Source organism: Nonomuraea sp. NPDC004186 (assembly GCF_053603495.1).
Map to the genome: position 1 here is coordinate 1 of NZ_JBSGFQ010000110.1, position 22,388 is coordinate 22,388.

The following is a 22,388-nucleotide window of genomic DNA, read 5'->3' on the forward strand; positions in this document are numbered from 1 at the left end:
CTGAAACGACAATCCCACCATTCGCAGGAGATAACTCATGCCGCAGGTGCAACTTTGCCTTGTGGCGGTGATCACCGTGCGGCTACATGACCTTGGACTGCAAAACCTGCTAGGTTGGACTGCTGCTATGGCCCTGACCAGACACAACAGAGGGACAGCAGCCTGATGAGCGGGTTTTCTGCCCGACGCCCGATCACGACGTAAAGTGACGAACGTGTCCGAAGCCCGAAACCGAGGATCGGAGAGCACCCGAGACGTCATCGTCGAGACGGCATTGCGGTTGTTCAGGGAGCGCGGTTTCGACGCGACCACGATGCGTGCCATCGCCGCCGAGGCCGGGGTGTCCGTGGGCAACGCCTACTACTACTTCGAGAGCAAGGAGGCGTTGATCCAGGCGTACTACGACCGCGCCCAGGCCGAGCACGAGGCGGCCTGCAGGGAGTTCCTGGCCACCGAGACGTCGTTCGCGGCCAGGCTGAGCGGGGTGCTACGCGAGTGGGTACGCGTCTCCGAGCCTTACCACGAGTTCGCCGTGAAGTTCTTCAAGCACGCGGCCGAGCCCACCAACCCGCTGAGCCCGTTCAGCAAGCAGTCGTCCCCGGCCCGTGAGGCCTCCATCGAGATCTACCGCCAGGTCGTCGAGGGGTCGCGGGACCGCATGAACGCCGAGCTGCGTGAGGAGCTGCCCGAGCTGCTCTGGCTGCTGTCCATGGGAATGGTGCTGTTCTGGGTGCACGACACCTCGCCGGGCTGCGCGCGTACGTACCGGCTGATCGAGGTGACGGTGCCGCTGGTGGACCGGCTGGTCGGGCTGTCGCATCTGCCCGGGTTGAGGGGGATCACGAAGGACTTCATCGCGGCGGTCCACGAGTTGCGGGCCTAGGACGCCATACCGGTCGGTTGGTAGGGTGGAGCGGCCGCTGCGGACGCGCTTGGAGGCCGTGAATGAGTCGCAACTGGGGCATGACCATCCCCTTCTACGATCGCCCGCTGTCGAAGTCGCAGGAGCTGATCGCGGAGCTGCCCGAGCTGGGCTACACCGACGCGTGGTCCGCCGAGGTCAACGGGGCCGACGGGTTCGTGCCGCTGGCGATGGCCGCGCAGTGGGCGCCGGGGATCAGGCTGGGCAGCGCCATCGTGCCCGTCTCGACGCGCGGCCCGGGGCTGCTGGCCATGTCCGCGGCCACGCTGGCCGACCTGGCGCCTGAGCGGTTCGTGCTGGGCATCGGCGCCTCGTCGCCGGCGATCGTCGAGCGGTGGAACGCCGGGCGGTTCGACAAGCCCTACGCGCGCACGCGCGACACGCTGCGCTTCCTGAAGAAGGCGCTGGCCGGGGAGAAGGTCTCGGAGACGTACGAGACGTTCGAGATCAAGGGGTTCAAGCTGGAGCGGGCCCCCGAGCTCCCGCCGAAGATCGTGCTGGCCGCGCTGCGGCCCAGGATGCTCCACCTGGCCGCGGCGGAGGCCGACGGCGCGATCACCAACTGGCTCTCGCCCGACGACGTGCGCAAGGTGCGCGCCGAGATCGGGGAGGGCACCGAGCTGATCGCCCGCCTGTTCGTCTGCGTCAGCGAGGACGTCGACCGCGTGCGCGAGATGGCCAGGTGGATGCTGGCCACCTACCTGACCGTCCCGGTGTACGCCGCCTTCCACGACTGGCTGGGCCGGGGCGAGGTGCTGCGGCCCATGCACGAGGCGTGGCAGGCCGGCGACCGCCAGGCGGCGCTCAAGGCGATCCCCGACGAGGTGGTCGACGCCCTGATCGTGCACGGCGACGCGGCGACCTGCCGGGCCAGGATCCAGGAGTACGTGGACAACGGCCTCGACACCCCTGTCCTCGCGCCCGTCCCGGGCGGTGAGATCTCCATAGAGCAGGCCGTGCGCGCCCTGGCCCCACGAGGGTTGTAGGGGGCCATGCACGACGTGCTGAGGCTGGACGCGAACGACGTCTCGGTGGCCGGGCCGTTCGAGCACGCGGCGCTGCGCTGACCCCTTCTGGGAGCAGGCCAGGAACTCGTGGCGGTCCCGACGCGTTATGTCGTGAGAAGCCGGGGGTAGGGGGTTCCTCATGATGGCGAAGGCAGCACGGGCAGCGGCGGCCTGGCGGACTTACCGCGACGTGACCAAGCCGGGGTCGCCCGGCCTGATGACCAGGGTCCGGGCGATCCCGCGGATGGTCGGCGCGGTCATGCGCGGACAGTACGCGGGCATGGGCAAGAGCAAGCTCGCCATGCTCGGACTCGGCGTGGTCTACATCCTGTCACCCGTCGACGTGGTGCCCGACTTCCTGGTGATGGTCGGCGTGGTCGACGACTTCGGCGTGTTCCTGTGGCTCGCCGCGACGCTGCTCGGCGAGAGCGGCCGCTACGTCGAGCACGAGCGCAACGTCATCCAGGCCAGGCTGGTCGAGGAAGAGGGTTAGATCTCCTCCATCCGCAGCCAGGCGCGCGAGGGCAGCGGGTGGCCGAAGAGGCGGGCGGCGTTGCCGTAGGCGACCCTCGCGATGTCGGCGGGCGGGAGCGTTCCGAGATTGCGCGCCACGGACTTCTGCGTGTCGGGCCAGGTCGAGTCGGAGTGCGGATAGCCGCTCTCCTGCAGCACGTGGTCGAGCCCGACCGCGAGCCGCACGCCGGACAGCGCGTGGTCGTCGAGCGTGCCGAAGAAGAAGTTGCGGCGCAGCACCTCGCTGGGCTTGAGCCCGCCCTCCCACGACGCCTCGCTCGCGACCGGGTGGTCGAGGGCGTAGTCGGCGCGCTCGGCCAGCATGGGCAGCCAGCCCACGCCGCCCTCGACGATGAGGAGGCGCAGCGAGGGGAAGCGCAGCGGCACGCCCGACCAGAGCCAGTCGGCGCAGGCGAACATCGCGCTGGTCGGCATCAGCGTGGTGATGGCCTCGATGGGCGTGTCGGGCGAGGGCACCGGGGACCACGACGAGTCGCCCGTGTGCAGGGCGACCACCGTGCCGGTCTCCTCGCAGGCGGCGAAGAACGGGTCCCAGTGGCCGGAGTGGATCGACGGCAGCCGCAGCCGGGTCGGGAACTCGGGAAAGACCACGGCCTTGAAGCCGCGGGCGGCGTTGGCGCGGATCTCCTTGGCGGCCACATCGGGATCGGGCAGCCACGGGAGCTGCAGGCCGATGATGCGCTCGGGGTAGGTGCCGGCCCAGACGTCGATGTGCCAGTCGTTCCACGCCTTGACCAGGGCCAGACCGAGCTCCTGGTCACGGGTCCTGGCGAACGGCATGCCGGACTGCCCGGCCAGCATGCCGGGGAAGCACAGCGCGGCCCAGATGCCCGCCAGGTCCATGTCCTCGACGCGGGCCTCGATGTCGTGGCAGCCGGGGCGCATGTTCTCGAACCTGATGGGGTCGAGCGTGCGCTGCTCGCGGGGCAGCCCGGCGCCCACGTCGATGCCGGCGCACGGGTATGTCGCCCCGCCGTAGCGCCAGACCTGGTGGCCCGCCTCCGTATCCACGACCTTGGGCGCGACATCGGCATATTTCTCCGGCAGCCGCCCTTCGAACAGGTCGGGAGGCTCGATCAGGTGATCGTCGGCGGAGATGATCACGTAGTCGCGCCGCCTCGGGTCAGGGTCGGGGAGCAGCGGCGTAGTCACGCAGGTAACCGTACGACGGCGGGATAACGTCGAACAAGCTGCGACGTATCCGTTGGGTATCCGAGATCTTCGACCCGGGACCGCCAGGAGGGGGGCCGACGGGCGGTCCCAGGCCAGGGATGGGCCGCTCACCTGGACGCAGCAGGTGGGACCCGGCCTGCCACTACCCCTCGGAGTCCGGTTCAGTCAGCAGGTGGCCGCGTAATTCGGAAATGGTGGCCGGGGAAATGTTCAGGACTTGTGTGACATACGTCTCGATCGAGCCGTGCCGCGCCGTCAGGTCGCCGAGGAAGAGACGCATGGCCTCCGCGGGCGCCAGGCCGAACCCCGGCCACATGGGCGCGTCGGGGTGCCTGCTGCGCCAGCTGGCGACGAACCGCTCGGTGGCCAGCCCGGTGAGCGCGTAGTCCGCCACGATGTCGTCCTCGCCCACGCCCGCCAGTGACAGGACGAGCGCGGCGAGCACCCCGGTGCGGTCCTTGCCGGCCGCGCAGTGGATCACCACAGGGGCGTTGTCGGCCCGCGCGATCGTCTCCAGGGCGGTCCTGAGGTTCTCGACGCCGTCCTCGGTCGTCTCCAGGTAGCGGTCGGCGAGGTATCGCCCGACCCCGCTCTCCTCCTTGTAGGCCGTGATGTCCCAGCGGCGCCCCTCGATGGGCAGGTTCTGGTAGTACTGCCCCTCGGCGTCCGGGACGCGGCCCCCCTTCTCGATCTCGTACGCATGCCGCAGGTCGATGACCGTACGCACGCGCAGCTCGCGGAAGATCCTGAGATCGTCTCCGGCCAGCCAGCCGAGCGCGTCGGCCCGGTAGAGCCGCTGCCATTGGACCGTGCGCCCGTCATGGGCGACATATCCACCTACGTCGCGGAAGTTGAAGATGTTGGCGAACTCAATGTGGCGGATCACGCTCAACACCTTAATTGGCGGCGGTGACGGACTCCTTGGACGAATCGCCGGCCTTCCGCTCGGCCACCTCGCGGCGGATCAGCAGGACCCAGCCGGCCAGGGCGATGCCGATGAACAGCCACCACTGGACCCCGTAGGCCAGGTTGAGTCCGCCTCCCGCGCCCACGTCAGGCTCGGGCACCGGGGCCGGCGCCGTGGCAGGCGGGGGCGTCTGCTCGGTCAGCTCCACGTAGCCGCCCACCAGCCGGTACGGCAGCCCCTTGCCGATCTTGTCGGCGTTGATCAGCAGGACCTGCCCGGCCGGCAGCCCGGCGCGCTCCCGGATGCCGCTGGAGTCCTCGGTCTCGCTGAGCCGTAGCCGCCCGGTGACATTTACCTGTCCTGTGGGCGGAGCGGGCACCTCGGGCGTGGCGTCGGCGGTGGCGCCGGCCTTGACCCAGCCCCTGTTGACGATCACCGCGGTGCCGTTGCCGGTGACGAGGGGCGTCAGGACGTAGAAGCCGTTCTGGCCCTCCTGGGGTCGCCTGCGTACGAGGAGGGCATGGGACGGGTCGTACGTGCCCGAGACCGTGACCTTCCTGAACCGGTCGTCCGCGCGGACCTGCCGCCCCGGGACCGCCAGCCGCTCCAGCGGCACCGGCGCGGCCTCGATGTTGGCCGTGACCCGCTCGCTGTTGGCCGAGCGCTCCTCGAAGCGCCCGAACTGCCACCGCCCGAGGAACACGAAGGCGGGGATGACCAGCAGCACCACCACGTGGAGCGCGAGCCATCGGGGCGTCAGCAGGAACCGGTACACGCTTCAAGGGTAGGCACCGGAGGGGGTGCCCCCTCACGCGCCTAGGCGCTTCTGAGCTGGGCCCCCGACCCGGGCACCGCGGTCACCTCGCGCGGCCCGCTCACCTCGTGGCCGTCCGCGCACCGGAAACGCTGCTCGATGGGGGCCCCGCAGTCGCGGTGGGTCAGCAGCACCGCCGGCCCGTCCTCGTCCGCCAGGTATTTGTCACCCCAGTGCATGAGCGCGACCAGGAGGGGATAGAGGTCGCGGCCCTTGTCCGTGAGCCGGTATTCGTCGCGCTGCCGCTGGCCGGGCTCGCGGTAGGGCTCCTTGCGCAGCAGGCCCTCGTCGACCAGCCGGGCGAGCCGGGCGCTGAGCACCTGGCGGGGGGCGCCGGTGATCGCCTGCATGTCGGCGAACCTCCGCACGCCGTTGAACGCCTCGCGCAGCACCAGGAAGGTCCACTTCTCCCCGACGATGTCCAGGGTGCGCTCGATCGAGCAGTTGTCCACCCGGAAGGGAACGTTCATTGCCACATTATATCTGAGTTCATTTGACAGACTCAGCGCTCGCGGGCAGGCTGAGTCTATGCAGGGAACCCAGATCCGCCCCGCGCGCCCGGACGACGAGGAACGGATCAGACGCTTCCTGGCGGGGCTGTCGCTCCACACGCAGACGCTCCGCTTCTTCACCGGCGTCAGCAGTCCCGCCGCGGGGCTGGTGCGCACGCTGCTCGCGCTGGACGAGCGCCGCGACGCGCTCGTCGCGATCACCGAGGGCGGCGAGATCGTCGGCCACGCCATGAGCTTCAGGGGCGGCTGCGCCGACGTGGAGGTCGCCGTGGTCGTGGCCGACCAGTGGCAGGGCCGGGGGATCGGGCCCAGGCTGATCGACGTGCTGCTGCTCAGGGCCTCCGTACGAGGTGCGCGGACCGTGGGCATGGACGTGCTGGGGGAGAACCGGCGCGTCCTGAGACTCGTCCGCAGGCTCTGGCCGGACGCCGAGATGAAGGTGACTTCCGGATCGGTGGAGGTGACCGCTATGATCGATCCACTCGGCCTATTTGCGGAACAAGGTTCTGTTGGCACACCATTGACAGCGTGAAGAGTGCCAAGAACGGACGCGACGGCCGTACCCGCATCATCGAGGGTGCCCTCCGCCGCTTCAGTCAGGACGGGGTCTCGGCCACCACGCTGGCCAGCCTCCGCGAGGAGAGCGGCGTCAGCGTCGGCAGCTTCTACCACCACTTCGCCAGCAAAGAGCATGTCTTCGGCGTGCTGTACGCGGAGATCCTGACCGCCTACCAGGCCGCCTTCCTCGCCGAGCTGGTCAGCCACGAGGAGGCCCGCGACGGCATCGAGGCCGTCGTGGCCTTCCACATGCGGTGGGCCGGCGAGCACCCGGAGAGGGCCAGGCTGCTGGTCAGCGAGCGACCGCCGCGCAAGCACGAGCCGGGCGGCGCGGAGGTGGCCGAGGCCCGGCGCGGGTTCTTCCGCCAGGTCTCCGACTGGTGGCGGCCGCACATGAAGAACGGCCTGCTCCAGCCCGTCCACCCGACCATGTGCTACGTGCTGTGGCTGGGGCCCGCGCAGGAGATGTGCCGCCTGTGGTTCGCGGGCGCCCACACGCCTACGGAAGAGGAAATCAAGGGGCTGGGCGCCGCCGCCTGGCAGAGCCTCCGCCAGCAATGACAGGCCCCCGCAAGGGGCCTGACCAGCGCGGGGAGCGATGATCCGGGCACCGTCTGTGGTGTTATTGTCCACTTGTGACTCGACCTCGGGCGCTGGCACTGCCCGCTATGCCGGAGAGCGCGCTCGCCCGCTTGGGCGAGGTAGCCGACCTGGCCGAGGTTCCCGCGCGTCCCAGCCTCGGCTTCACCGACGAGCAGCTCGCCGACCTGGTCATCGAGACCGGCGCGACCGTGCTCATCACCGACGGCGACCAGGTTCGCACGTCGGTGCTCGCCCTGCCCCTCGACGTGGTGGCCGTCATGGGCCCGACCACCAGCGTGGACCTGACGCTGGCCGCCGAGTACGGGGTGACCGTCCTGCACGCCGCCGACCGCGACCCCGAGTCGGTGGCCGAGCTCACGCTCGCGCTGATGTTCGCCGTCAGCCGCAACATCGTGGCCGCGGACCGGGAGGTGCGCCAGGGGCGCGTCGGCAAGGTGCCGCCCGCCCAGCGCCACCGCGGCAGGCGGCTGAGCGGCAGGACGCTCGGCATCGTGGGCCTGGGCCGCGCCGGCAGGGCCGTGCGCTGGCGCTGCGAGGGCCTGGGGATGCGGGTGATCACCTGCGATCCGTTCGTCCCCGAGGCCACCCACACCCTGCCCGCCCTGCTGGCGGAGGCGGACGTGGTGTCGCTGCACGTGCCGCTGACCGGGGAGACGCGGGGCTTCTTCGGCTACCCCGAGTTCGGCGCGATGCGGCCGGGCTCCATCTACCTCAACACCTCGCGCGGCGCGCTGCACGACCTGACGGCGCTGGTCGACGCGCTGCGCCAGGGCCAGGTGGGCGGCGCGGGGCTCGACCACTTCGAGGGCGAGTGGCTCGATCCGGCCCACCCCCTGACGCGCCTGCCGAACGTGGTGCTGACGCCCCGCCTGGGCGAGGCCACGGGGGAGAGCCGGGAGGAGCTGGCCGGGATGCTGGTGGAGGACATCGCCCGGCTGCTGCGCGGCGAGCGGCCCGCCCACGCCTGCGTGCCCGCCCTGCCGTTCGCCTGATCCGCCTGGGCCGCTATGCGGGCTGGCGGAGGCGGGTGTGGACGCGCCAGCTCGCCCGGTCGAGCGAGATGTCCAGCCGCAGGTCGCCGCGGTGCCTGCGCAGGCCGGGCACGCGGACCCGGTCGTGCACGTCGAACCTGCCCCGATGCGGATAGCCGAACCCCAGCTCGCCGGGCAGCACCCGCAGGTCGTCGCGGTTGCCGCAGCGCGGGCACGTCCAAGACACCAGGTCCATGCCGCGGTTGTAGTCGGAGCAGGCGCGGAAGTATTCGTCAGGTCCGAACCGGGACTCGCAGGCCAAGCAAGGGATCAGCATGGGTCCGCTCCTCGGGGCGACATGGCGACTTCCCTAGAGATACCGCTCACTACTTGTCCGCCGCTTGCAGAACGCTTGGGTGTCTAAGTAACAGTATGAGCACACGGAGCGACGAGCCTGGGGCGGAGAGCGGTAGCTTGCGTGACCAGCGGAGCCCCGTGCGAGTGCGACCATCGGCTCAGAGCGACGAGCCTGGGGCGGAGAGCGGTAGCTTGCGTGACCAGCGGAGCCCCGTGCGAGTGCGACCATCGGCGCAGTATCCGGAAACAGTGCGAGCGCCGATGGTATCGGGCCATGCGGGAGTGTCCGTGGTGAAAGGATGGACTTGTGGAACGACTGCGCCATCACCTCCTGGAGACCGACTACACGATCGACGGCGTACGTGAGCGGCTGGGCAGCATGGCGGCCTCGGCCCTGGCCAGGGAGGAGCTGGTGCCGGCCCTGCGCGCCACCGCCGACCTCGATCCGCTGGCGGCGTCGATCAGGCTGTGGTGGCTGGGCGTTCCCGTCCCCGCCGCGTCCCTCGCCCCGGAGGTCCTCGACTCGGGGCTGGTCAGGGCCGACGGCGACCAGGTGAGCGCGACCGTGCACCTGCAGCCCTGGGAGACCGGCGGCTACCTCGTCTCCGACCGCAAGGTGCGCCCCGGCGACCCGGCGCTGCGTCCTGACCACGTGGTCGGGGCCGGCGGCGCCTCGGCCAACCTGGCCCAGCTCGCCACCCGCCGCCCGGTGGGGCGCGCGCTCGACCTCGGCACCGGCTGCGGCGTGCAGGTCTTGCACCTGGCCGGGCGGGCCGAGCACATCGTGGCCACCGACGTGAACCCGCGGGCCGTGGAGCTGGCCAGGCTGAGCTGGGAGCTGTCCGGCATCTCCGGCGTGGAGGCACGTACGGGGTCGATGTTCGAGCCGGTCGAGGACGAGCTGTTCGACCTGATCGTGAGCAACCCCCCGTTCGTCATCGGCCCCGGGGGCGGCCTGACCTACCGCGAGGCCGGCGGCGACGGCTTCTGCCGCGACCTCGTACGCCGCACGCCCGGCCACCTCAACCCCGGCGGCCAGGCCCACTTCCTGGCCAACTGGCTGCACGTCGAGGGCGAGGACTGGCACGACCGCGTGGGCGGCTGGCTGCGCGAGACCGGCTGCGACGCCTGGGTGGTCCAGCGCGACGTGCAGGACCCGGCCGAGTACGTCGAGCTCTGGCTCAGGGACGCCGCCGAGCAGGGCACGAAGGCGTACGCCGAGCACTACGACCGCTGGCTGGCCTGGTTCGACGAGCGGAAGGTCGAGGGCATCGGGTTCGGCTGGATCACCATGCGCAACTCCGGCACGCTCGACCCGGTCGTCCGCGTCGAGCACCTGGACCACCTGGTCTCGCTCCCGGTCGGCGACTACGTGGACTCCGTGCTCGACGCCATCGCCACCGCGCACCGCGTCAAGGACCTGGACACCGCGCTCCTGCGCACCGCGGACGGCCTGCTCGACGAGCGCATCGGCCTGCCGGGCGCGGAGGACCCCATCCGCATCGTGCTGCGCCAGACGCAGGGCCTGCGCCGCAGCAGGGAGGTCGGCACGGTGGAGGCCGCGCTGGCCGGAGTCTGCGACGGCGAGCTGGCGCTCGGCCCCCTGCTCAACGTGATCGCCGAGCTGGTCGGCGACGGTGAGATCCTCGACTCCGACGCGGTCAGGCCGCTGATCGCGGAGGGTTACTTCCTGCTTTAATCGCCCGTCAATTGGACGTTGAGCGCTGGGGTGGAGGCTCATGGCCAAGACACGGACCCCGGGGGGTTCGAGGGCCGTGTCAGGTCCGGCCGGTCGTCTAAGGTGAGGCGGCTAGCCACTACGCGGAGCATCCGGATAACCGGGCCCCCTAGCGACGCGTGGTGGCGACAGATGACCGGCCGGGCTGCATCACGACATATTCGTGACGGCCTAAGGACAGCCTTGATCAACCATGTGTGGATGACACGTCTGGACGATGAGCTGTACTCAGGACTCGACGACGGCCCCTTCGGCGGGGATGGCCTCGATCAGGGCCTTGAGGTCCCCGGCCTCGGGGGCGCCGAGCCGGGAGAAGATCTCGAACGCCTGCCGTAGGCATTCCAGGCTCCTGGTCGTGCTGCCCAGACCGCGCAGCGCCTTGCCGAGCACCGTGAGCGACAGCGCCTCGCCGTACGGGTGGCCGATCTCGCGGGAGACCACCAGCGCCTGCTCCGCGTGGCGCACGGCCTCGGGGTGGCGTCCGGCGGCGATGAACGTCTCGGCCAGCCGGGAGCAGACCCGCTGCTCCCAGACGCGCTGCTTGCTGGCCCGGAAGAAGGCCAGGCACTCGGCGTGGTGGTGGACGGCCTCGGTGAGCCGGCCGACCCGGGACAGCACGATGCCGAGGTGGTAGCGGGCGCGGGCGGTCCCGGCGCCGCTGCCGATCTCGGTGAACAGGGCCAGGCCCTTCTCCGCCGCCGCGATCGCGTCCGCGGGCCGGCCGAGCCCCAGGTGGTCGCGGGCCGAGTAGCTGAGCACCAGCGCCTCGCCGGCCGGCACGTCGTTCGCCCGGTAGAACCGCATCGCCGCGTCGAACAGCTCCAGCGCCTCGATGTGGCGGCGCTGCCTGCCGACGACGACGGCCAGGGCGTTCAGCACCTCGCCGGTGACGATCTTCTCGCCGCGGGCCGTGGACAGCTCGTGGACGACCCTGAAGTGGCCCTCGGCCGCCTTCAGCTGGTTGTCGGCGAACAGCACCCGGCCGAGCACGTACCGGCTGCGCAGCTCGCTGCCCTGGTCGCCGAGCCGCTGCGCGGCGCTCAGCACGGCGCGCGTGCCCTGGGCGAACTCCCGCGTGTGGGTGCCCGCCTCCAGCAGCGGCTCCATCGCCACCAGCAGGTCTCCGGCGGGCAGCAACTGCTCGCCGGCGACGGCCGACGCGGCGGCCTGGTTGATGGCCGCGAACAGCGAGTCGCCCTCGGCGATCAGCCAGGCCACGGCCTCGTCCACGCTGGTGAACGACAGCCCCTCGCTGATCGTCACGATGTTGGCCGGGATCATGCTGCCCTCGTAGGCCAGGCTGTGCGCGGACTGGGCCGAGGCCAGGTAGAAGCCGAGCAACCGGTGCAGCGCCCGCGCCTTGGCCTCGGGCGGCTCGGTCTTGTCCAGCTGGCGCCTGGCGAACAGCTTGAGCAGGTCGTGGAAGCGGTAGCGGCCTGGAGCGGGCGCCTCGAGCAGGCTCGCGTCCACAAGGGACTCCAGTACGGACTCCGCCTCGAACTGGCTCACCGACAGCACGGCGGCCGCCGCCCCCGTGGAGATGTCGGGCCCCTTGGACAGCGAGAGCAGGCGGAAGGCACGCGCCTGGGCCGGCGCGAGCTGGCCGTACCCGAGCGCGAACGTGGCCTCGACGGCCAGGTTGCCCACGCGCAGCTCGTCGAGGCGGCGCTGCTCGTCGGCCAGCCTGGGCACGAGCGAGGCGACCGTCCAGGAGGGGCGCGCGGCCAGCCTGGCGGCCACGATGCGCACCGCCAGCGGCAGGAACCCGCAGGCGGCCACCACGTCCATGGCCGCGCCGTGCTCGGCCGACACGCGCTCGGCCCCGGCCACCGACGCGAACAGCGACAGCGCCTCGCCCGGCTCCATCACGTCGAGGTCGATGAGCCGTGCGGAGGGCAGGTCGGCCAGCTTGCCGCGGCTCGTCACGATGGCCGCGCACCCGGGCGAACCCGGCAGCAGCTGGCTGACCTGCTCGGCGTCGCGGGCGTTGTCGAGCAGCACGAGGATGCGGCGGTCGGCGAGGATCGACCTGTAGAGCGCGGCGCGTTCCGGCAGCCCGTCCGGGACGATGTCCGGCGGGATGCCGAGCGCCCGCAGGAACCCGCCGAGCGCCGACTCGGGCACGGTCGCCTCGTCGGTGTAGCCGCGCAGGTCGGCATAGAGCTGGCCGTCGGGGAACAGGTCCTCGGCCAGGTGCGCGACGTGCACGGCCAGCGCGGTCTTGCCCACGCCGCCGATGCCGGAGACCGCGATCACGGGCACGCCCTCGGCCGACGACTGCGCCGACGACTGGGCCGACAGCAGCGTGCGGAGCCGTACGGCGACCTCCTTGCGGCCGGTGAAGTCGTTGACGGCGGCGGGGAGCTGCGCGGGGCGCGGCAACTGCGGGGCCTGGCGCTGCTCCGGCTCCTCCACCGGCTCCTCGGCGGGCACCTCGGCGGCGGCCAGCGTGGGGTCGGCGGCCAGGATGCGCTGGTGCAGCGCGGTCAGCTCGGGGCCCGGCTCGATGCCGAGCTCCTCGACGAGGGCCTCGCGCGTCTCGGTGAACACGTTGAGGGCGTCGCCCTGCCGCCCGCACCGGTAGTAGGCCAGCATCAGCTGGGCGCGCAGCTTCTCGCGCAGCGGGTGGTCGGCGGTCAGCGCGATCAGCTCGGAGACGACCTTCGCGTGGTCGCCCAGCTCCAGGTCCACGTCCATGAGCGTCTCGACGACGCTGATGCGGCGCTCGACCAGCCGGTCGCGCTGGTGCTCGGAGTAGGGGCCGACGGTCCCGGCCAGCGGCTCGCCCTCGAAGAGCGACAGCGCCTCGCGCAGCCCTTCGGCGGCCTCGCGCAGCCGACCGCCCTTGCGCGCGCTCTCGGAGTCCTGGACGCCGCGTTCGAAGCGGACCAGGTCGAGCGAGCCGTCGGGCAGCCGCAGCGCGTAACCCCTCCCGATGGACGTCAGCAGCTCCGGGCGGGAACGGGCGGGCCGGTCCGGCTCCAGCACCGTACGCAGGCGGGAGACGTAGGTGCGCAGGGCGCCCAGGGCCCGCGGGGGCGCGTCCTCGCCCCAGACCGCGTCGATCATCTCGTTGGGGGTGACCGCATGGCCTTCACGCAGCAGCAGCATGCCCAGGATGGAACGCTGCAGCGGAGTGCCCAGATCGAGCTCCTGGCCGTCACGCCAGGCGCGGACAGGACCGAGCACGGCGAACCTCAGCCCGCCCTCGACGCTCTGACCAGCCATGCCGAATGTCTCCCAGCCAATGGATCGTTTTGTTACCAAATGATAGATCCAACGTCCTTTGTCACCTAGACTCCGGACTGATCGTTAAATGTGCCGTTGATCCGTCTTTGATCCGGTGTTGAGCGTGCCCCTGGATGCTGATGGTCGGCTAGGCATGATTCACACCGCGGGGGCGTGTCATGTAGAGCACGCGTAGGCAGGAAAAAATACGGCCCCGCCCAAACTTTCTTGGGGCGGGGCCGTGGTGGACAGGTTCTCAGGCCGCCTCGACCAGTCCGAGCCGCAGGGCGAGCCGCTCGCGTACGAGCGGCCATTCGGAGCTCAGGATCGAGTAGAACGCGGTATCTCGGACCGTGTTGTCGGCGCCTCGGCTATCCGCTCGCCGCACCCCGTCGAAGTGTGCGCCGAGGGCCTCGATGGCGGCCCGGGACTTGGTGTTACGTACATCTGCTTTGAGGGTGATGCGGTGGACGTTCCATGTCTCGAAGGCGAGCGAGAGCATCAGGAACTTGCTCTCACGGTTGACACCCGTGCCCTGGGCACTGGCGGCCAGCCAGGTGTAACCGATGTCCGCCACGGACGGGATCTCGCCCACCGCACCCCGTGTACCCGGAGGCCAGGGCATGGGGCCCTGCCAGTACTCCAGGTGCATGAGACGGGTGGCACCGACCACGCGGTCGGTGTTCAGCCACCGGATGGCGAAGGGCATGGAGCGGCCCTCCGCCTGCTCAGCCATGGCGGCCTCCACATAGGAGACCATCTCGTCCCGGCTTTCCGGGACGCGAGTGAAGGCGTAAGTGCAACGGTCTTCACTCGCCGCGGCGACGAGGTCGTCGATCGCCGCGAGGCTGAGAGGTTCCAGGCGCACGGAGCGCCCGGACAAGGTGACAAGAGCGGGCATGAGCACATGATGAGGGGAAGCGGGGGCGCACGTAACCATGCAGTTAGGAAGATCTTTTGCAGCTTTCTGCAGACAGGGTGTTCCTGCAGGTCAGCGGCCCCTTTTGAGCGATGGTAAACCCGCTCTTGGGGAAAGATTCGCCTAACTGTGACATGGCGTCGGGACGAGCGCGGGACGCCGTTCACGCACCGCTTCGTGCGACACCGAGGCCAGCTCGTTCAGACCCTTCGAAAGATAGTCCAGATTGTCGGCGATCCAGGGGAGTTGGAGGGGGTTCGGGCTGTTCAGAGCGGTCAGTCGCTCTTCGGCGGTCTCGCCGTAGAGGAGGCTCACCGCGACCCGCACCCTGGCCGCCGCCGGGTCGTCGCCGAAGGCGTGTCCGGGCAGGACACCGATGCCGTGTTCCTCCAGCAGGATCTTGGTGATCTCGGCGGAGCCGCCGAGCCGGAGGTGGCTCAGATCGGGATAGAGGTAGAAGCCGCCCTGCGGGGCGGGCACGTCGGCCCCGATCTCGGTGAACCTCTCGTGGACGGCCCTGGCGACCGTGCCGTGCAGCCGCCGGGCGAGCTCGATGCGGGCCAGCAACTCCTGGGGCTCGTCGAAGGCGTACGCCGCCGCCTCCTGCACCGGGGCGGCGGGCGCCGACCAGATCTCGCTGGCCACCGCGAGCAGGCTCCTGTGCAGCGCGTGGCTGCCCGCGGGCAGCCTGGCCACGCCGATCCGCCAGCCGCCCAGCGCCAGGCTCTTGCTCAGCCCGGTGGTGATGATCGTGCGCTCGGGGGCGAGGTCGGCGGGGGAGGTGAACGGCAGGGCCGGGTCGTGCACGACGTCGCGGTAGATCTCGTCCGAGATGATCACCAGATCGAGCTCGCGGGCGATCTCCACCAGCCGCGCGATGGTCTCCGGACCGGACAGGCGGCCCGTCGGGTTGTCGGGCAGCGTCACCAGCAGCGAGTTGACCGTCCGGCCCTGGGCCCTGGCCCGGAGCACCGCGCCGGCCACGAGGTCGGGGTCGGGCACTCCGCCCCCTCCTGGCGGTGCGGGCACCAGGATGGGGCGGGAGCCGACCAGCTCCGCCTGGGCGGCGTAGCTGACCCAGCTGGGCATGGGCAGGACGATGTCCCCGCCGATCGCCAGGAGGAGGCCGTACAGCAGGGACTTGCTGCCAGGCCCGCAGACGACGAGCCCGGGGTCGGTGGGGAGCCCGCGTCGTGTCCAGTAGCCCGCCGCCGCCGTCCTGAGCTCGGATGCCCCCGCGACCGGCCCGTAGCCGTTGCGTTCGGCCGCGCCGGCCAGCCTGTCGCGCAGTGCCGGGTGGACGGGCAGCCCTGCCTCGCCGAAGGCCAGGTGAAGCACTCGCTCCCCGGCGCGCCGTCTTCGGTCGATGTCCTCGTTTGCCGCCAAAGTGGCGGACAACGTCACGGTCATGTTTGTCACGTTCCCAGGGTGGTTTGATGAAGGCATCAGCACAAGCGAGGCTTTTCGTGGGTAGGCATAAGGAAGACTGATGCTTGAATTGCGGCGTTTGGTCCTGATCTGCGAGTTCGCTCGTCGCGGAAGTATCGCTGCGACGGCGGCATCGCTGGGGTACAGTCCTTCGGCCGTGTCGCAGCAACTCGTAGCGCTCGAACGTGAGACCGGAACGGTCCTCATCGACAGGACCGCGCGCAGTGCCGAGCTGACCGACGCGGGGCGGCGGCTGGTGGCGCACGCGGAGCGCATCCTGTCCATGGTCGAGGAGGCGGAGTCGGACCTGTCCGCCCATGCGGGGACACCCGCGGGGCGGGTCGTGGTCACCGCCTTCCCGACGGCCGCGGTCGCGTTCGCCCCGGCGCTCGCCCGCTCGCTGCGCCGCCACACCGAGCTGACGCTCCGGCTGGGGCAGAGCAGGTCGGGCCGGGGCATGCGCGAGGTGCAGTCGGGAGAGGTGGACATCGCGCTCGTGGACGACTGGTACGGGCGGGTTCGCGACAACGAGAGCCTGCGGGTGTTCCCGCTGCTGCGCGACCCTCTGGTGCTGGTGGTGCCGCGCAAGCACCGTCTGGCCGACCCCGATGTGCCGGTGGACCTGCGGGAGCTGCGCGACGAGCCGTGGATGGCGACGCCCGACGGGGAGCCGTCCCGGCTGGCGGTGGACCGGCTCCTGGTGGACGTGGGCGGGACCCGGCCCACGCCGTGGGAGTTCGAGGGGCTGGGAACGATCCTTTCTCTGGTGGCGAAGGGGATCGGCATCGCCGCCGTGCCCGCGCTCGCGCTGGCGGCAGGGGTGCGGGGGCTGGCGGTGCGCCAGTTCCCGGGAAACCCGGTGGGGCGCGACGTGCACGCGGTCGCCCGCAACTCCAGCGTCAACCGGCCGTCGGTGTCGGTGACGCTCCGCGCGATCCACGTGGCCGCCCGCTACCTCGCCGCCGACCTGGATCCGGTACGCCCGGCGGACCGCCGCCCGCCCGGCGATCCGCTGGAAGATGACGAGGCGGCCCAGTGAACGGCCCAGTGAACGGCCCAGTGAACGGCCCAGTGAACGGCCCGGTGAGGCGATAGCGTCTGCCGTTATGGCGCCGACGTACGACATCGAGCACCTCCTGCTCTCCCAGCCGAGCACCCGCACGGTCGCGGGCATCGACGAGGTGGGCCGTGGCGCGTGGGCGGGACCGGTAACGGTCTGCGCCGTCGTCACCGACCTGTCCGAGCCGCCGTCCGGCCTCACGGACTCCAAGCAGGTCTCGGCGGCCAGGCGCACCCCGCTCGCCGAGGAGCTGACCGCGTGGGCGGCCGGCATCGGCTTCGGCGAGGCCACCCACACGGAGATCGACGAGCTGGGCATGACCGAGGCCCTGCGCCGGGCCGCCAGGCGGGCGCTGGAGGCGCTGCCGGTGCGCCCGGACGCGGTGATCCTCGACGGCAAGCACGACTACATCGGCCCGCCCTGGCCGGTACGCCTGGAGGTCAAGGGCGACGCGGCCAGCATCTCGGTCGCGGCGGCGTCCGTCCTGGCCAAGGTCCGGCGCGACGCGTACATGGGGACGATCGGCTGCGAGGAGTACGGCTTCGCCGACAACGCCGGCTACCCCTCACCCCTCCACCAGGAGACCCTGGCCCGGCTCGGCCCCACGCCCCACCACCGGCTCTCGTGGTCCTACCTGGACGACCTCCCTCGATGGCGGCACCTCAAGCACCACCGGGACCCGCTCGTGGGAGAGGGTCAGGCCAGCCTGTTCGGCTGAGCGGGGACCATCGGGCATCATCGGATGGGTGCGAATCGGCGTCTTCGTCATCGCGGCGCAGTTCCCCGGCCAGGAGGCCGGGCAGGTGCTGGCCGATGCCGTCGAAGTGATCGTGGCCGCCGAGGAGGCGGGGTTCGACGACGCGTGGGTCGCCGAGCATCACTTCATGTCCTACGGCGTGTGCCCCTCCGCGACCACCCTGGCGGCGGTCGCCCTCGGCAGGACCTCGCGGATCGGGCTCGGCACGGCCGTCAGCGTGCTGTCCACGCAGCATCCCGTGGCGCTGGCCGAGCAGGCGGCCATGCTGCACCACCTGTCCGGCGGGCGGTTCACGCTGGGGGTCGGCAGGGGCGGGCCGTGGGTGGACCTGGAGGTGTTCGGGACGGGGGCCGAGCGGTTCGAGCGGGGGTTCGGGGAGTCGCTCGACCTCCTGCTCGACGGGCTCTCCGGCGGTCCCGTCGCCGGTGACGGGGAGTTCTTCCGGTTCAGGGAGGTCCGGGTGGTGCCGGGCGCGAGCATGCGGCCGGTGGTCGCGTGCACCTCCGAGGCGACCGTGGGGGTGGCGGCGGAGCGGGGGCTGCCGATGCTGCTCGGGATGCACATCGGGGACGCCGAGAAGGCCGCCCTGGTCGAGGACTACGTCGCCCGGGGCGGGACCGCCACCGATCACGTGGCGGCGGGGGTGGCCTACGTGGCCGACTCCACGGCGGGGGCGGTGCGGGAGATCAAGGAGTCGCTGCCCCGGTGGCTGGAGCCGGGGCTGGCGGGGTACGTGCCGGTGGACGATCGCCCCCGACCTATGCGAAATATCCCTGCATATGTGGATTTGTTGGCCCGGATTCATCCGGTCGGGTCGGCCGAGCATTGTGCCGCGACGATCCTGCGTACCGCCGAGAACACCGGGATCGAGCGGTTCATCCTGCTGGTCGAGGGGCTGGGCGAGCACCGGCGGACGGTGGAGAACGTGCGGCGGTTCGGGGCGGAGGTGCTGCCGCTGCTACGGGCCCGGTGACCCGGGCAGTGCCGGGTCACTGGGCCGGGTCACTGGGCCGGGTCACTGCGCCGGGTCACTGGGCCGGGTCACTGCGCCGGATCACCGGGCCGGGTCACTGCGCCGGGTCACCGGGCCGGACGGTCAGCAGTCGACCAGCTCCGGCTTCTGGTTGAGGATCTGGGCCCTCGGGGTGACGAACTCGTGCAGGGCCTTGGTCGCCGTCGGGTCGAAGACGGCGACCCGGTGGCAGTTCTGGAAGGCCAGCCGTACTCCGAAGTGGCGCTCCAGCGCTCCGCGCATCGCGTCGCTCGCCAGGCAGCGCAGGAGCTGGCCGCGGGCTTCCTCGGACGGCGGCGGCACCTGGTTGTCGGCGAACTCGGCTCCGGTCTGCTCGCGCTGTTCGGCCAGCCCGCTGATCAGCGACCACGCGTACGGCAGCGAGTCGCGGACGCACGCGATGAAGGCCGCGTCGTCCACCTCACCGGCTCTGGCCTGGTCGAGCAGTTCGTTCGGAACGGTCAGCGACATGCTGTCTCCTCTCGAATGGGATCAATCTGACGCTAAGTGGGGATTCGTGATCGCTCCAGATGCCTGGAGGGGGGCACTCAGGGGCCGAACACGAAATCCGGGTCTATCTGTGAGGCCAGGTCGGACCCGGTCCGGTCGTTGCCCCACGCGTGGGCGTTGCGCAGGTGGAAGTCCACGGTCTGGCGGCCGAAGCGCGCCCAGTCCTTCTCCTGCTCGTCGAGGGTCTTGCGGAGCACGGCCAGCGCGTCGGCGTTGACCGGCTCCAGGTCGTCGAGCGTGAAGTGGCGGCCCTGCTCCATGGCGCGGACGGCGGCGGAGTGCTCCATCCAGGTGAGCAGGTCGTCGCCCACGTGCTCGCGCAGGAAGTCGACGTCGGACGGGCCGTGGACCTTGTTGCCGACCACGGCCAGCGCGACGTCGTACGCGGCGGCGTACTCGCGGTACTGGCGGTAGACGCTCACACCCTGCCTGGTCGGCTCCGCGACGAGGAACGTCAGGTCGAACCGGGTGAACAGCCCCGAGGCGAAGGAGTCGGCGCCCGCGGTCATGTCCACCACGACGTACTCGCCGGGGCCGTCGATGAGGTGGTTGAGCAGCAGCTCCACCGCGCCGACCTTCGAGTGGTAGCAGGCCACGCCGAGGTCGTCCTCGCTGAACGGGCCGGTCGCGAGGAGGCGCAGCCCGTCGGGGGTGGTCAGCGCGTACGGGTCGGCGGCCAGGTCCTCGAAGCTCAGCAGCCGGGATCCGCGGCCGGGCGGGGTGGTCTTGACCATGGCGTCGGCGGAGGGGATGCGGGGGTTGTCGCCGCGCAGCCGCTCCTTGATCTCGGTCAGGTGGGCGCCGAGCGGCTCGGGCTGCCGGTCGAGGCCGAGCACCATGGCCAGGTGCTGGTTGATGTCGGCGTCCACGGCCACCACCGGCCCGCCCTGGCTCGCCACATGTCTGGCGAACAGCGCGGACATCGTCGTCTTGCCACTGCCGCCCTTTCCGACGAACGCCACTCTCACGGGCCCTCCAGGTGGATATGAAAACCGTTTCCGTTGTCATCATGCCACACTCCGTGCGGGGCGTGTGCGGACAACGCGAAAAGGCCACGTGGACGGTTTCCACGTGGCCTTTCCGGACGGGCGATTCAGGTGCAGGTGGCGTCGAGGTTGACCGGGGTCTCCGGGTCAGGTGTCCGCTCGGCGGCGGTGCCGGCCCTGGTCGGGCCGGCCTCCAGGGTCTCGGCGACCTTGCGGCGGATGAACGACCAGTCGGGGTACGCCGTGTTGATCAGCGGCGGCACGAAGCTGAGGCTGCGGATCTTGGCGTCCTTGACCCGCTGCGCGAGGTCGATGACGGCCGGCAGCAGGTCCTGCGGGAGGTCGGTGGAGATGGCCCGTTTGGTCGCCACGGCCAGTCGCTCGAAGCTGTTGATCACGGTCATCGGGTCGGCCTGCTTGGCGAGCGCGTTGAGCAGGCACTTCTGGCGTCCCATGCGGACGTAGTCGTCGCTGTCGGTGCGCGAGCGGCCGTACCAGAGCGCCTCCTCGCCGGACAGCCTGCGGGTGCCCGCCGGCAGCAGGCCCTCGCGGTACTTGCCGTACACGATGGGCTCCTTGATGGTGACCTTCACGCCGCCCATGGCGTCGATGATCTCCGCGAACCCCTTCATGTCCACCAGGGCGTAGTAGTCCACGTTGAGGCCGAGGATGTCGCCGATCGTCTGCTTGATCAGAGCCGGCCCGCGCTGGCGCCGCTCCACGCCCGGCACCACCTCGGGGTGCTCCTCGGCGTACTGGAAGATCTCGTTGAGCAGGCCGGGCGTGTCGGGGCCGGTGCCGGTGAACCCGTAGGGGAACTGGTCCCGGGCCGGACCCGCGCGAAATTCGACGCGCTGGAGGTTGCGCGGCAGGCCGAACAGGGTGGTCGCGCCGGTCTCGGTGTCCACGCTGGCCACGGTCATGCTGTCGGTACGCACGCCGGGCCGGTTCGGCGCGGCGTCGCCGCCCAGGAGCAGGAAGTTGACCCGGCGGGCGCCGTTCCACGGGTCCTGGGCCATGATGGGCGCGGTGGCGGTGGTGCTGGGGAACAGGGTGTTCACGACGTCGCGTGACAGGTACGCCAGCCTGGTGGCGTACACCGTCGGGGTCATGATGAGCGCGCAGAGCGCGAGCGTCAGCGCCGTGGTCAGGAAGCGGCCGATCCTGTCGGAGCTCGGCGGGCGTACCAGGACGAAGGACCAGACGACCACGCCGGTCCAGGCGATCGCGATCGCCACCAGCACCACGGTGAACCCGATGAGCCAGCGGGGCTGCACCGCCAGCGACAGCAGGTGAGTGCTGTACGCCGTGAACACCATGAGGATGCCGGCCAGCATCACGACATATCCGAACATGAGCGCCAAGCCCGTCTTACGGCGCTCCGCGGCCAGATGTGCCACTCCCCACAACAAGGACGATGCCAGTGTCAGGGCCATGCTCGCCCCCAGGCCGAATCCCCGCTCTTTCTCCGTCATGCCTGGTCAAACCCCCATTTGCGCGCCCATCCACGCCACCTTAGTAATGCGCTGTGCGGGAAAGACGGTAGGAAGGGACGGGTCAGGTCAATTCCATGTCAAGACCACCTTGAGATATAACGTGAGTGTGCGCAAGCGACACGGAAGCTACGGATTCGACGCTCCCTGGGCGCTGGTCGGCTTGTTGTTCGGAGCGCTGGTGCTCCTGGCCCTGGCGTCGGTCTCGTTCCTGCTCGACATCCCCCTGGCGGGCATCGCGTTCCTGTTCGGCGGGCTCTACACGCTGGCCAGCGCGGCCAGCTACCTCTATACGACGCGGCGCGGCAAGTTCGCGGTCTGGGCCGGTGAGCTCGAGCGGCTGAACGGCGACGAGCTCCTGCTCGACCTCGGCTGCGGCCGGGGCGCGGTGCTGCTGATGGCGGCCCGGCGGCTGGAACGCGGCAAGGCGACCGGCATCGACCTGTGGCAGTCGAAGGACCAGTCGGGCAACCGGGAGACCAAGGCCAGGGCTAACGCCGCCGCCGAGGGCGTCGCCGACCGCGTCGAGCTGGTGACGGGCGACATGCGCGACCTCCCGTTCGGCGACGGCGCGTTCGACGCGATCGTGTCGAGCCTGGCCATCCACAACATCCCCGACGCCGAAGGGCGCGCGCAGGCCGTGCGCGAGGCGCACCGGGTGCTGCGGCCCGGCGGGTTGATGCTGATCGCCGACTTCCAGCACACGGCCGCGTACGAGGACACGCTGCGCTCGCTCGGCGTGGTGGACGTGCGGCGGCGCGACGCGGGCTGGCGGTTCTGGTACGGCGGACCGTGGTTCAGCACCGGCATCCTGGAGGTCAGGAAACCCGCGGCCTGAGCCTGCGATGCACATCGCGGCGGAAATCCGGCGAGGGGGTTTGCATGGTCATGCATAGGTG

22 protein-coding genes are annotated in these 22,388 nt (G+C 70.7%); 11 read left to right on the top strand and 11 right to left on the bottom strand.

All coding sequences use genetic code 11. From position 1 onward, the window contains the following. The first annotated feature begins 214 nt into the window (after positions 1-214). From ACWEPL_RS51850 to ACWEPL_RS51860, 3 genes are all read left to right on the top strand, one after another. Entirely contained in the window at positions 215-883 is a 669-nt protein-coding gene (locus ACWEPL_RS51850) for a TetR family transcriptional regulator (RefSeq protein WP_449897063.1), read from the top strand. Positions 884-945: 62 nt separating this feature from the next. After that, complete coding sequence (locus tag ACWEPL_RS51855; RefSeq protein WP_363978957.1) at positions 946-1,908, top strand: LLM class F420-dependent oxidoreductase; 963 nt, start codon at positions 946-948, stop codon at positions 1,906-1,908. Between the two features lie 160 nt (positions 1,909-2,068). Beyond that, positions 2,069-2,422, top strand: a complete 354-nt coding sequence (locus ACWEPL_RS51860) for a YkvA family protein (RefSeq protein ID WP_350724070.1) — start codon at positions 2,069-2,071, stop codon at positions 2,420-2,422. On the opposite strand, the gene ACWEPL_RS51865 is transcribed toward ACWEPL_RS51860, so the two are convergent. The 4 genes from ACWEPL_RS51865 to ACWEPL_RS51880 all read right to left on the bottom strand — a co-directional run bounded on the left by ACWEPL_RS51865 (position 2,419) and on the right by ACWEPL_RS51880 (position 5,827). Next, positions 2,419-3,615, bottom strand: a complete 1,197-nt coding sequence (locus ACWEPL_RS51865; RefSeq protein WP_350724068.1) for an amidohydrolase family protein — start codon at positions 3,613-3,615, stop codon at positions 2,419-2,421. The genes ACWEPL_RS51860 and ACWEPL_RS51865 overlap by 4 nt on opposite strands. A 163-nt stretch (positions 3,616-3,778) precedes the next feature. After that, positions 3,779-4,522 carry a tyrosine-protein phosphatase gene (locus ACWEPL_RS51870; RefSeq protein WP_363978961.1) on the bottom strand — a complete coding sequence of 248 codons (744 nt, stop codon included), beginning with the start codon at positions 4,520-4,522 and terminating at the stop codon, positions 3,779-3,781. A 10-nt stretch (positions 4,523-4,532) separates the two neighbouring features. Beyond that, entirely contained in the window at positions 4,533-5,318 is a 786-nt protein-coding gene (locus ACWEPL_RS51875; RefSeq protein WP_452440773.1) for an SURF1 family cytochrome oxidase biogenesis protein, read from the bottom strand. 41 nt (positions 5,319-5,359) lie between these two features. Continuing rightward, the gene (locus tag ACWEPL_RS51880) at positions 5,360-5,827 is read right to left on the bottom strand and encodes a winged helix-turn-helix transcriptional regulator (protein ID WP_452440774.1); all 468 of its coding nucleotides are present in this window, start codon (positions 5,825-5,827) and stop codon (positions 5,360-5,362) included. Positions 5,828-5,885: 58 nt separating this feature from the next. Between ACWEPL_RS51880 and ACWEPL_RS51885 the strand changes: the two genes are divergently transcribed. The 3 genes from ACWEPL_RS51885 (at position 5,886) to ACWEPL_RS51895 (ending at position 8,022) form a co-directional block, all read left to right on the top strand. Further along, on the top strand, positions 5,886-6,401 hold the full coding sequence (locus tag ACWEPL_RS51885) for an N-acetyltransferase family protein (RefSeq protein ID WP_452440775.1): 516 nt from the start codon (positions 5,886-5,888) through the stop codon (positions 6,399-6,401). Next, entirely contained in the window at positions 6,398-6,988 is a 591-nt protein-coding gene (locus ACWEPL_RS51890) for a TetR/AcrR family transcriptional regulator (protein ID WP_363978970.1), read from the top strand. Before ACWEPL_RS51885 ends, ACWEPL_RS51890 begins: the two co-directional genes overlap by 4 nt. Before the next feature lie 74 nt (positions 6,989-7,062). Then, positions 7,063-8,022 (top strand): NAD(P)-dependent oxidoreductase, encoded by a 960-nt coding sequence (locus ACWEPL_RS51895; RefSeq protein WP_452440778.1) that lies wholly within the window; start codon positions 7,063-7,065, stop codon positions 8,020-8,022. A 13-nt stretch (positions 8,023-8,035) separates the two neighbouring features. Here ACWEPL_RS51895 and ACWEPL_RS51900 read toward each other — a convergent pair whose 3' ends face one another. Continuing rightward, a complete protein-coding gene (locus ACWEPL_RS51900) occupies positions 8,036-8,338 on the bottom strand; it encodes a hypothetical protein (protein ID WP_192788942.1) in 303 nt (100 codons plus the stop codon). A 327-nt stretch (positions 8,339-8,665) separates the two neighbouring features. Between ACWEPL_RS51900 and ACWEPL_RS51905 the strand changes: the two genes are divergently transcribed. Next, the gene (locus tag ACWEPL_RS51905) at positions 8,666-10,057 is read left to right on the top strand and encodes a DUF7059 domain-containing protein (RefSeq protein ID WP_363978981.1); all 1,392 of its coding nucleotides are present in this window, start codon (positions 8,666-8,668) and stop codon (positions 10,055-10,057) included. A 267-nt stretch (positions 10,058-10,324) separates the two neighbouring features. Here the strand turns inward: ACWEPL_RS51905 and ACWEPL_RS51910 are convergent, their stop codons facing one another. The 3 genes from ACWEPL_RS51910 to ACWEPL_RS51920 all read right to left on the bottom strand — a co-directional run bounded on the left by ACWEPL_RS51910 (position 10,325) and on the right by ACWEPL_RS51920 (position 15,653). Beyond that, positions 10,325-13,324, bottom strand: a complete 3,000-nt coding sequence (locus ACWEPL_RS51910; protein WP_452440779.1) for an AfsR/SARP family transcriptional regulator — start codon at positions 13,322-13,324, stop codon at positions 10,325-10,327. Positions 13,325-13,580: 256 nt separating this feature from the next. Beyond that, positions 13,581-14,225, bottom strand: coding sequence for a GNAT family N-acetyltransferase (locus ACWEPL_RS51915; RefSeq protein ID WP_350724051.1), 645 nt, complete (start codon positions 14,223-14,225; stop codon positions 13,581-13,583). A gap of 141 nt (positions 14,226-14,366) precedes the next feature. Beyond that, complete coding sequence (locus tag ACWEPL_RS51920) at positions 14,367-15,653, bottom strand: pyridoxal phosphate-dependent aminotransferase (RefSeq protein WP_452440781.1); 1,287 nt, start codon at positions 15,651-15,653, stop codon at positions 14,367-14,369. A 79-nt stretch (positions 15,654-15,732) separates the two neighbouring features. Here ACWEPL_RS51920 and ACWEPL_RS51925 point away from each other — a divergent pair, with 79 nt between their 5' ends. From ACWEPL_RS51925 to ACWEPL_RS51935, 3 genes are all read left to right on the top strand, one after another. Then, positions 15,733-16,710 carry a LysR family transcriptional regulator gene (locus ACWEPL_RS51925; RefSeq protein WP_350724049.1) on the top strand — a complete coding sequence of 326 codons (978 nt, stop codon included), beginning with the start codon at positions 15,733-15,735 and terminating at the stop codon, positions 16,708-16,710. Positions 16,711-16,777: 67 nt separating this feature from the next. Then, positions 16,778-17,449 carry a ribonuclease HII gene (locus tag ACWEPL_RS51930; protein WP_350724047.1) on the top strand — a complete coding sequence of 224 codons (672 nt, stop codon included), beginning with the start codon at positions 16,778-16,780 and terminating at the stop codon, positions 17,447-17,449. Positions 17,450-17,477: 28 nt separating this feature from the next. Beyond that, positions 17,478-18,461 carry an LLM class flavin-dependent oxidoreductase gene (locus ACWEPL_RS51935; RefSeq protein ID WP_452440782.1) on the top strand — a complete coding sequence of 328 codons (984 nt, stop codon included), beginning with the start codon at positions 17,478-17,480 and terminating at the stop codon, positions 18,459-18,461. A gap of 123 nt (positions 18,462-18,584) precedes the next feature. Here the strand turns inward: ACWEPL_RS51935 and ACWEPL_RS51940 are convergent, their stop codons facing one another. The 3 genes from ACWEPL_RS51940 to ACWEPL_RS51950 form a co-directional block, all read right to left on the bottom strand. After that, a complete protein-coding gene (locus ACWEPL_RS51940; RefSeq protein ID WP_350724043.1) occupies positions 18,585-18,971 on the bottom strand; it encodes an SCO5389 family protein in 387 nt (128 codons plus the stop codon). Between the two features lie 77 nt (positions 18,972-19,048). Beyond that, positions 19,049-19,978, bottom strand: coding sequence for an ATP-binding protein (locus ACWEPL_RS51945; RefSeq protein WP_350724041.1), 930 nt, complete (start codon positions 19,976-19,978; stop codon positions 19,049-19,051). Positions 19,979-20,103: 125 nt separating this feature from the next. Next, positions 20,104-21,471, bottom strand: coding sequence for an LCP family protein (locus tag ACWEPL_RS51950; protein WP_452440783.1), 1,368 nt, complete (start codon positions 21,469-21,471; stop codon positions 20,104-20,106). 127 nt (positions 21,472-21,598) lie between these two features. On the opposite strand from ACWEPL_RS51950, the gene ACWEPL_RS51955 reads away from it, so the two are divergent. Then, complete coding sequence (locus ACWEPL_RS51955; protein ID WP_452440785.1) at positions 21,599-22,327, top strand: class I SAM-dependent methyltransferase; 729 nt, start codon at positions 21,599-21,601, stop codon at positions 22,325-22,327. Positions 22,328-22,388 lie beyond the last annotated feature (61 nt).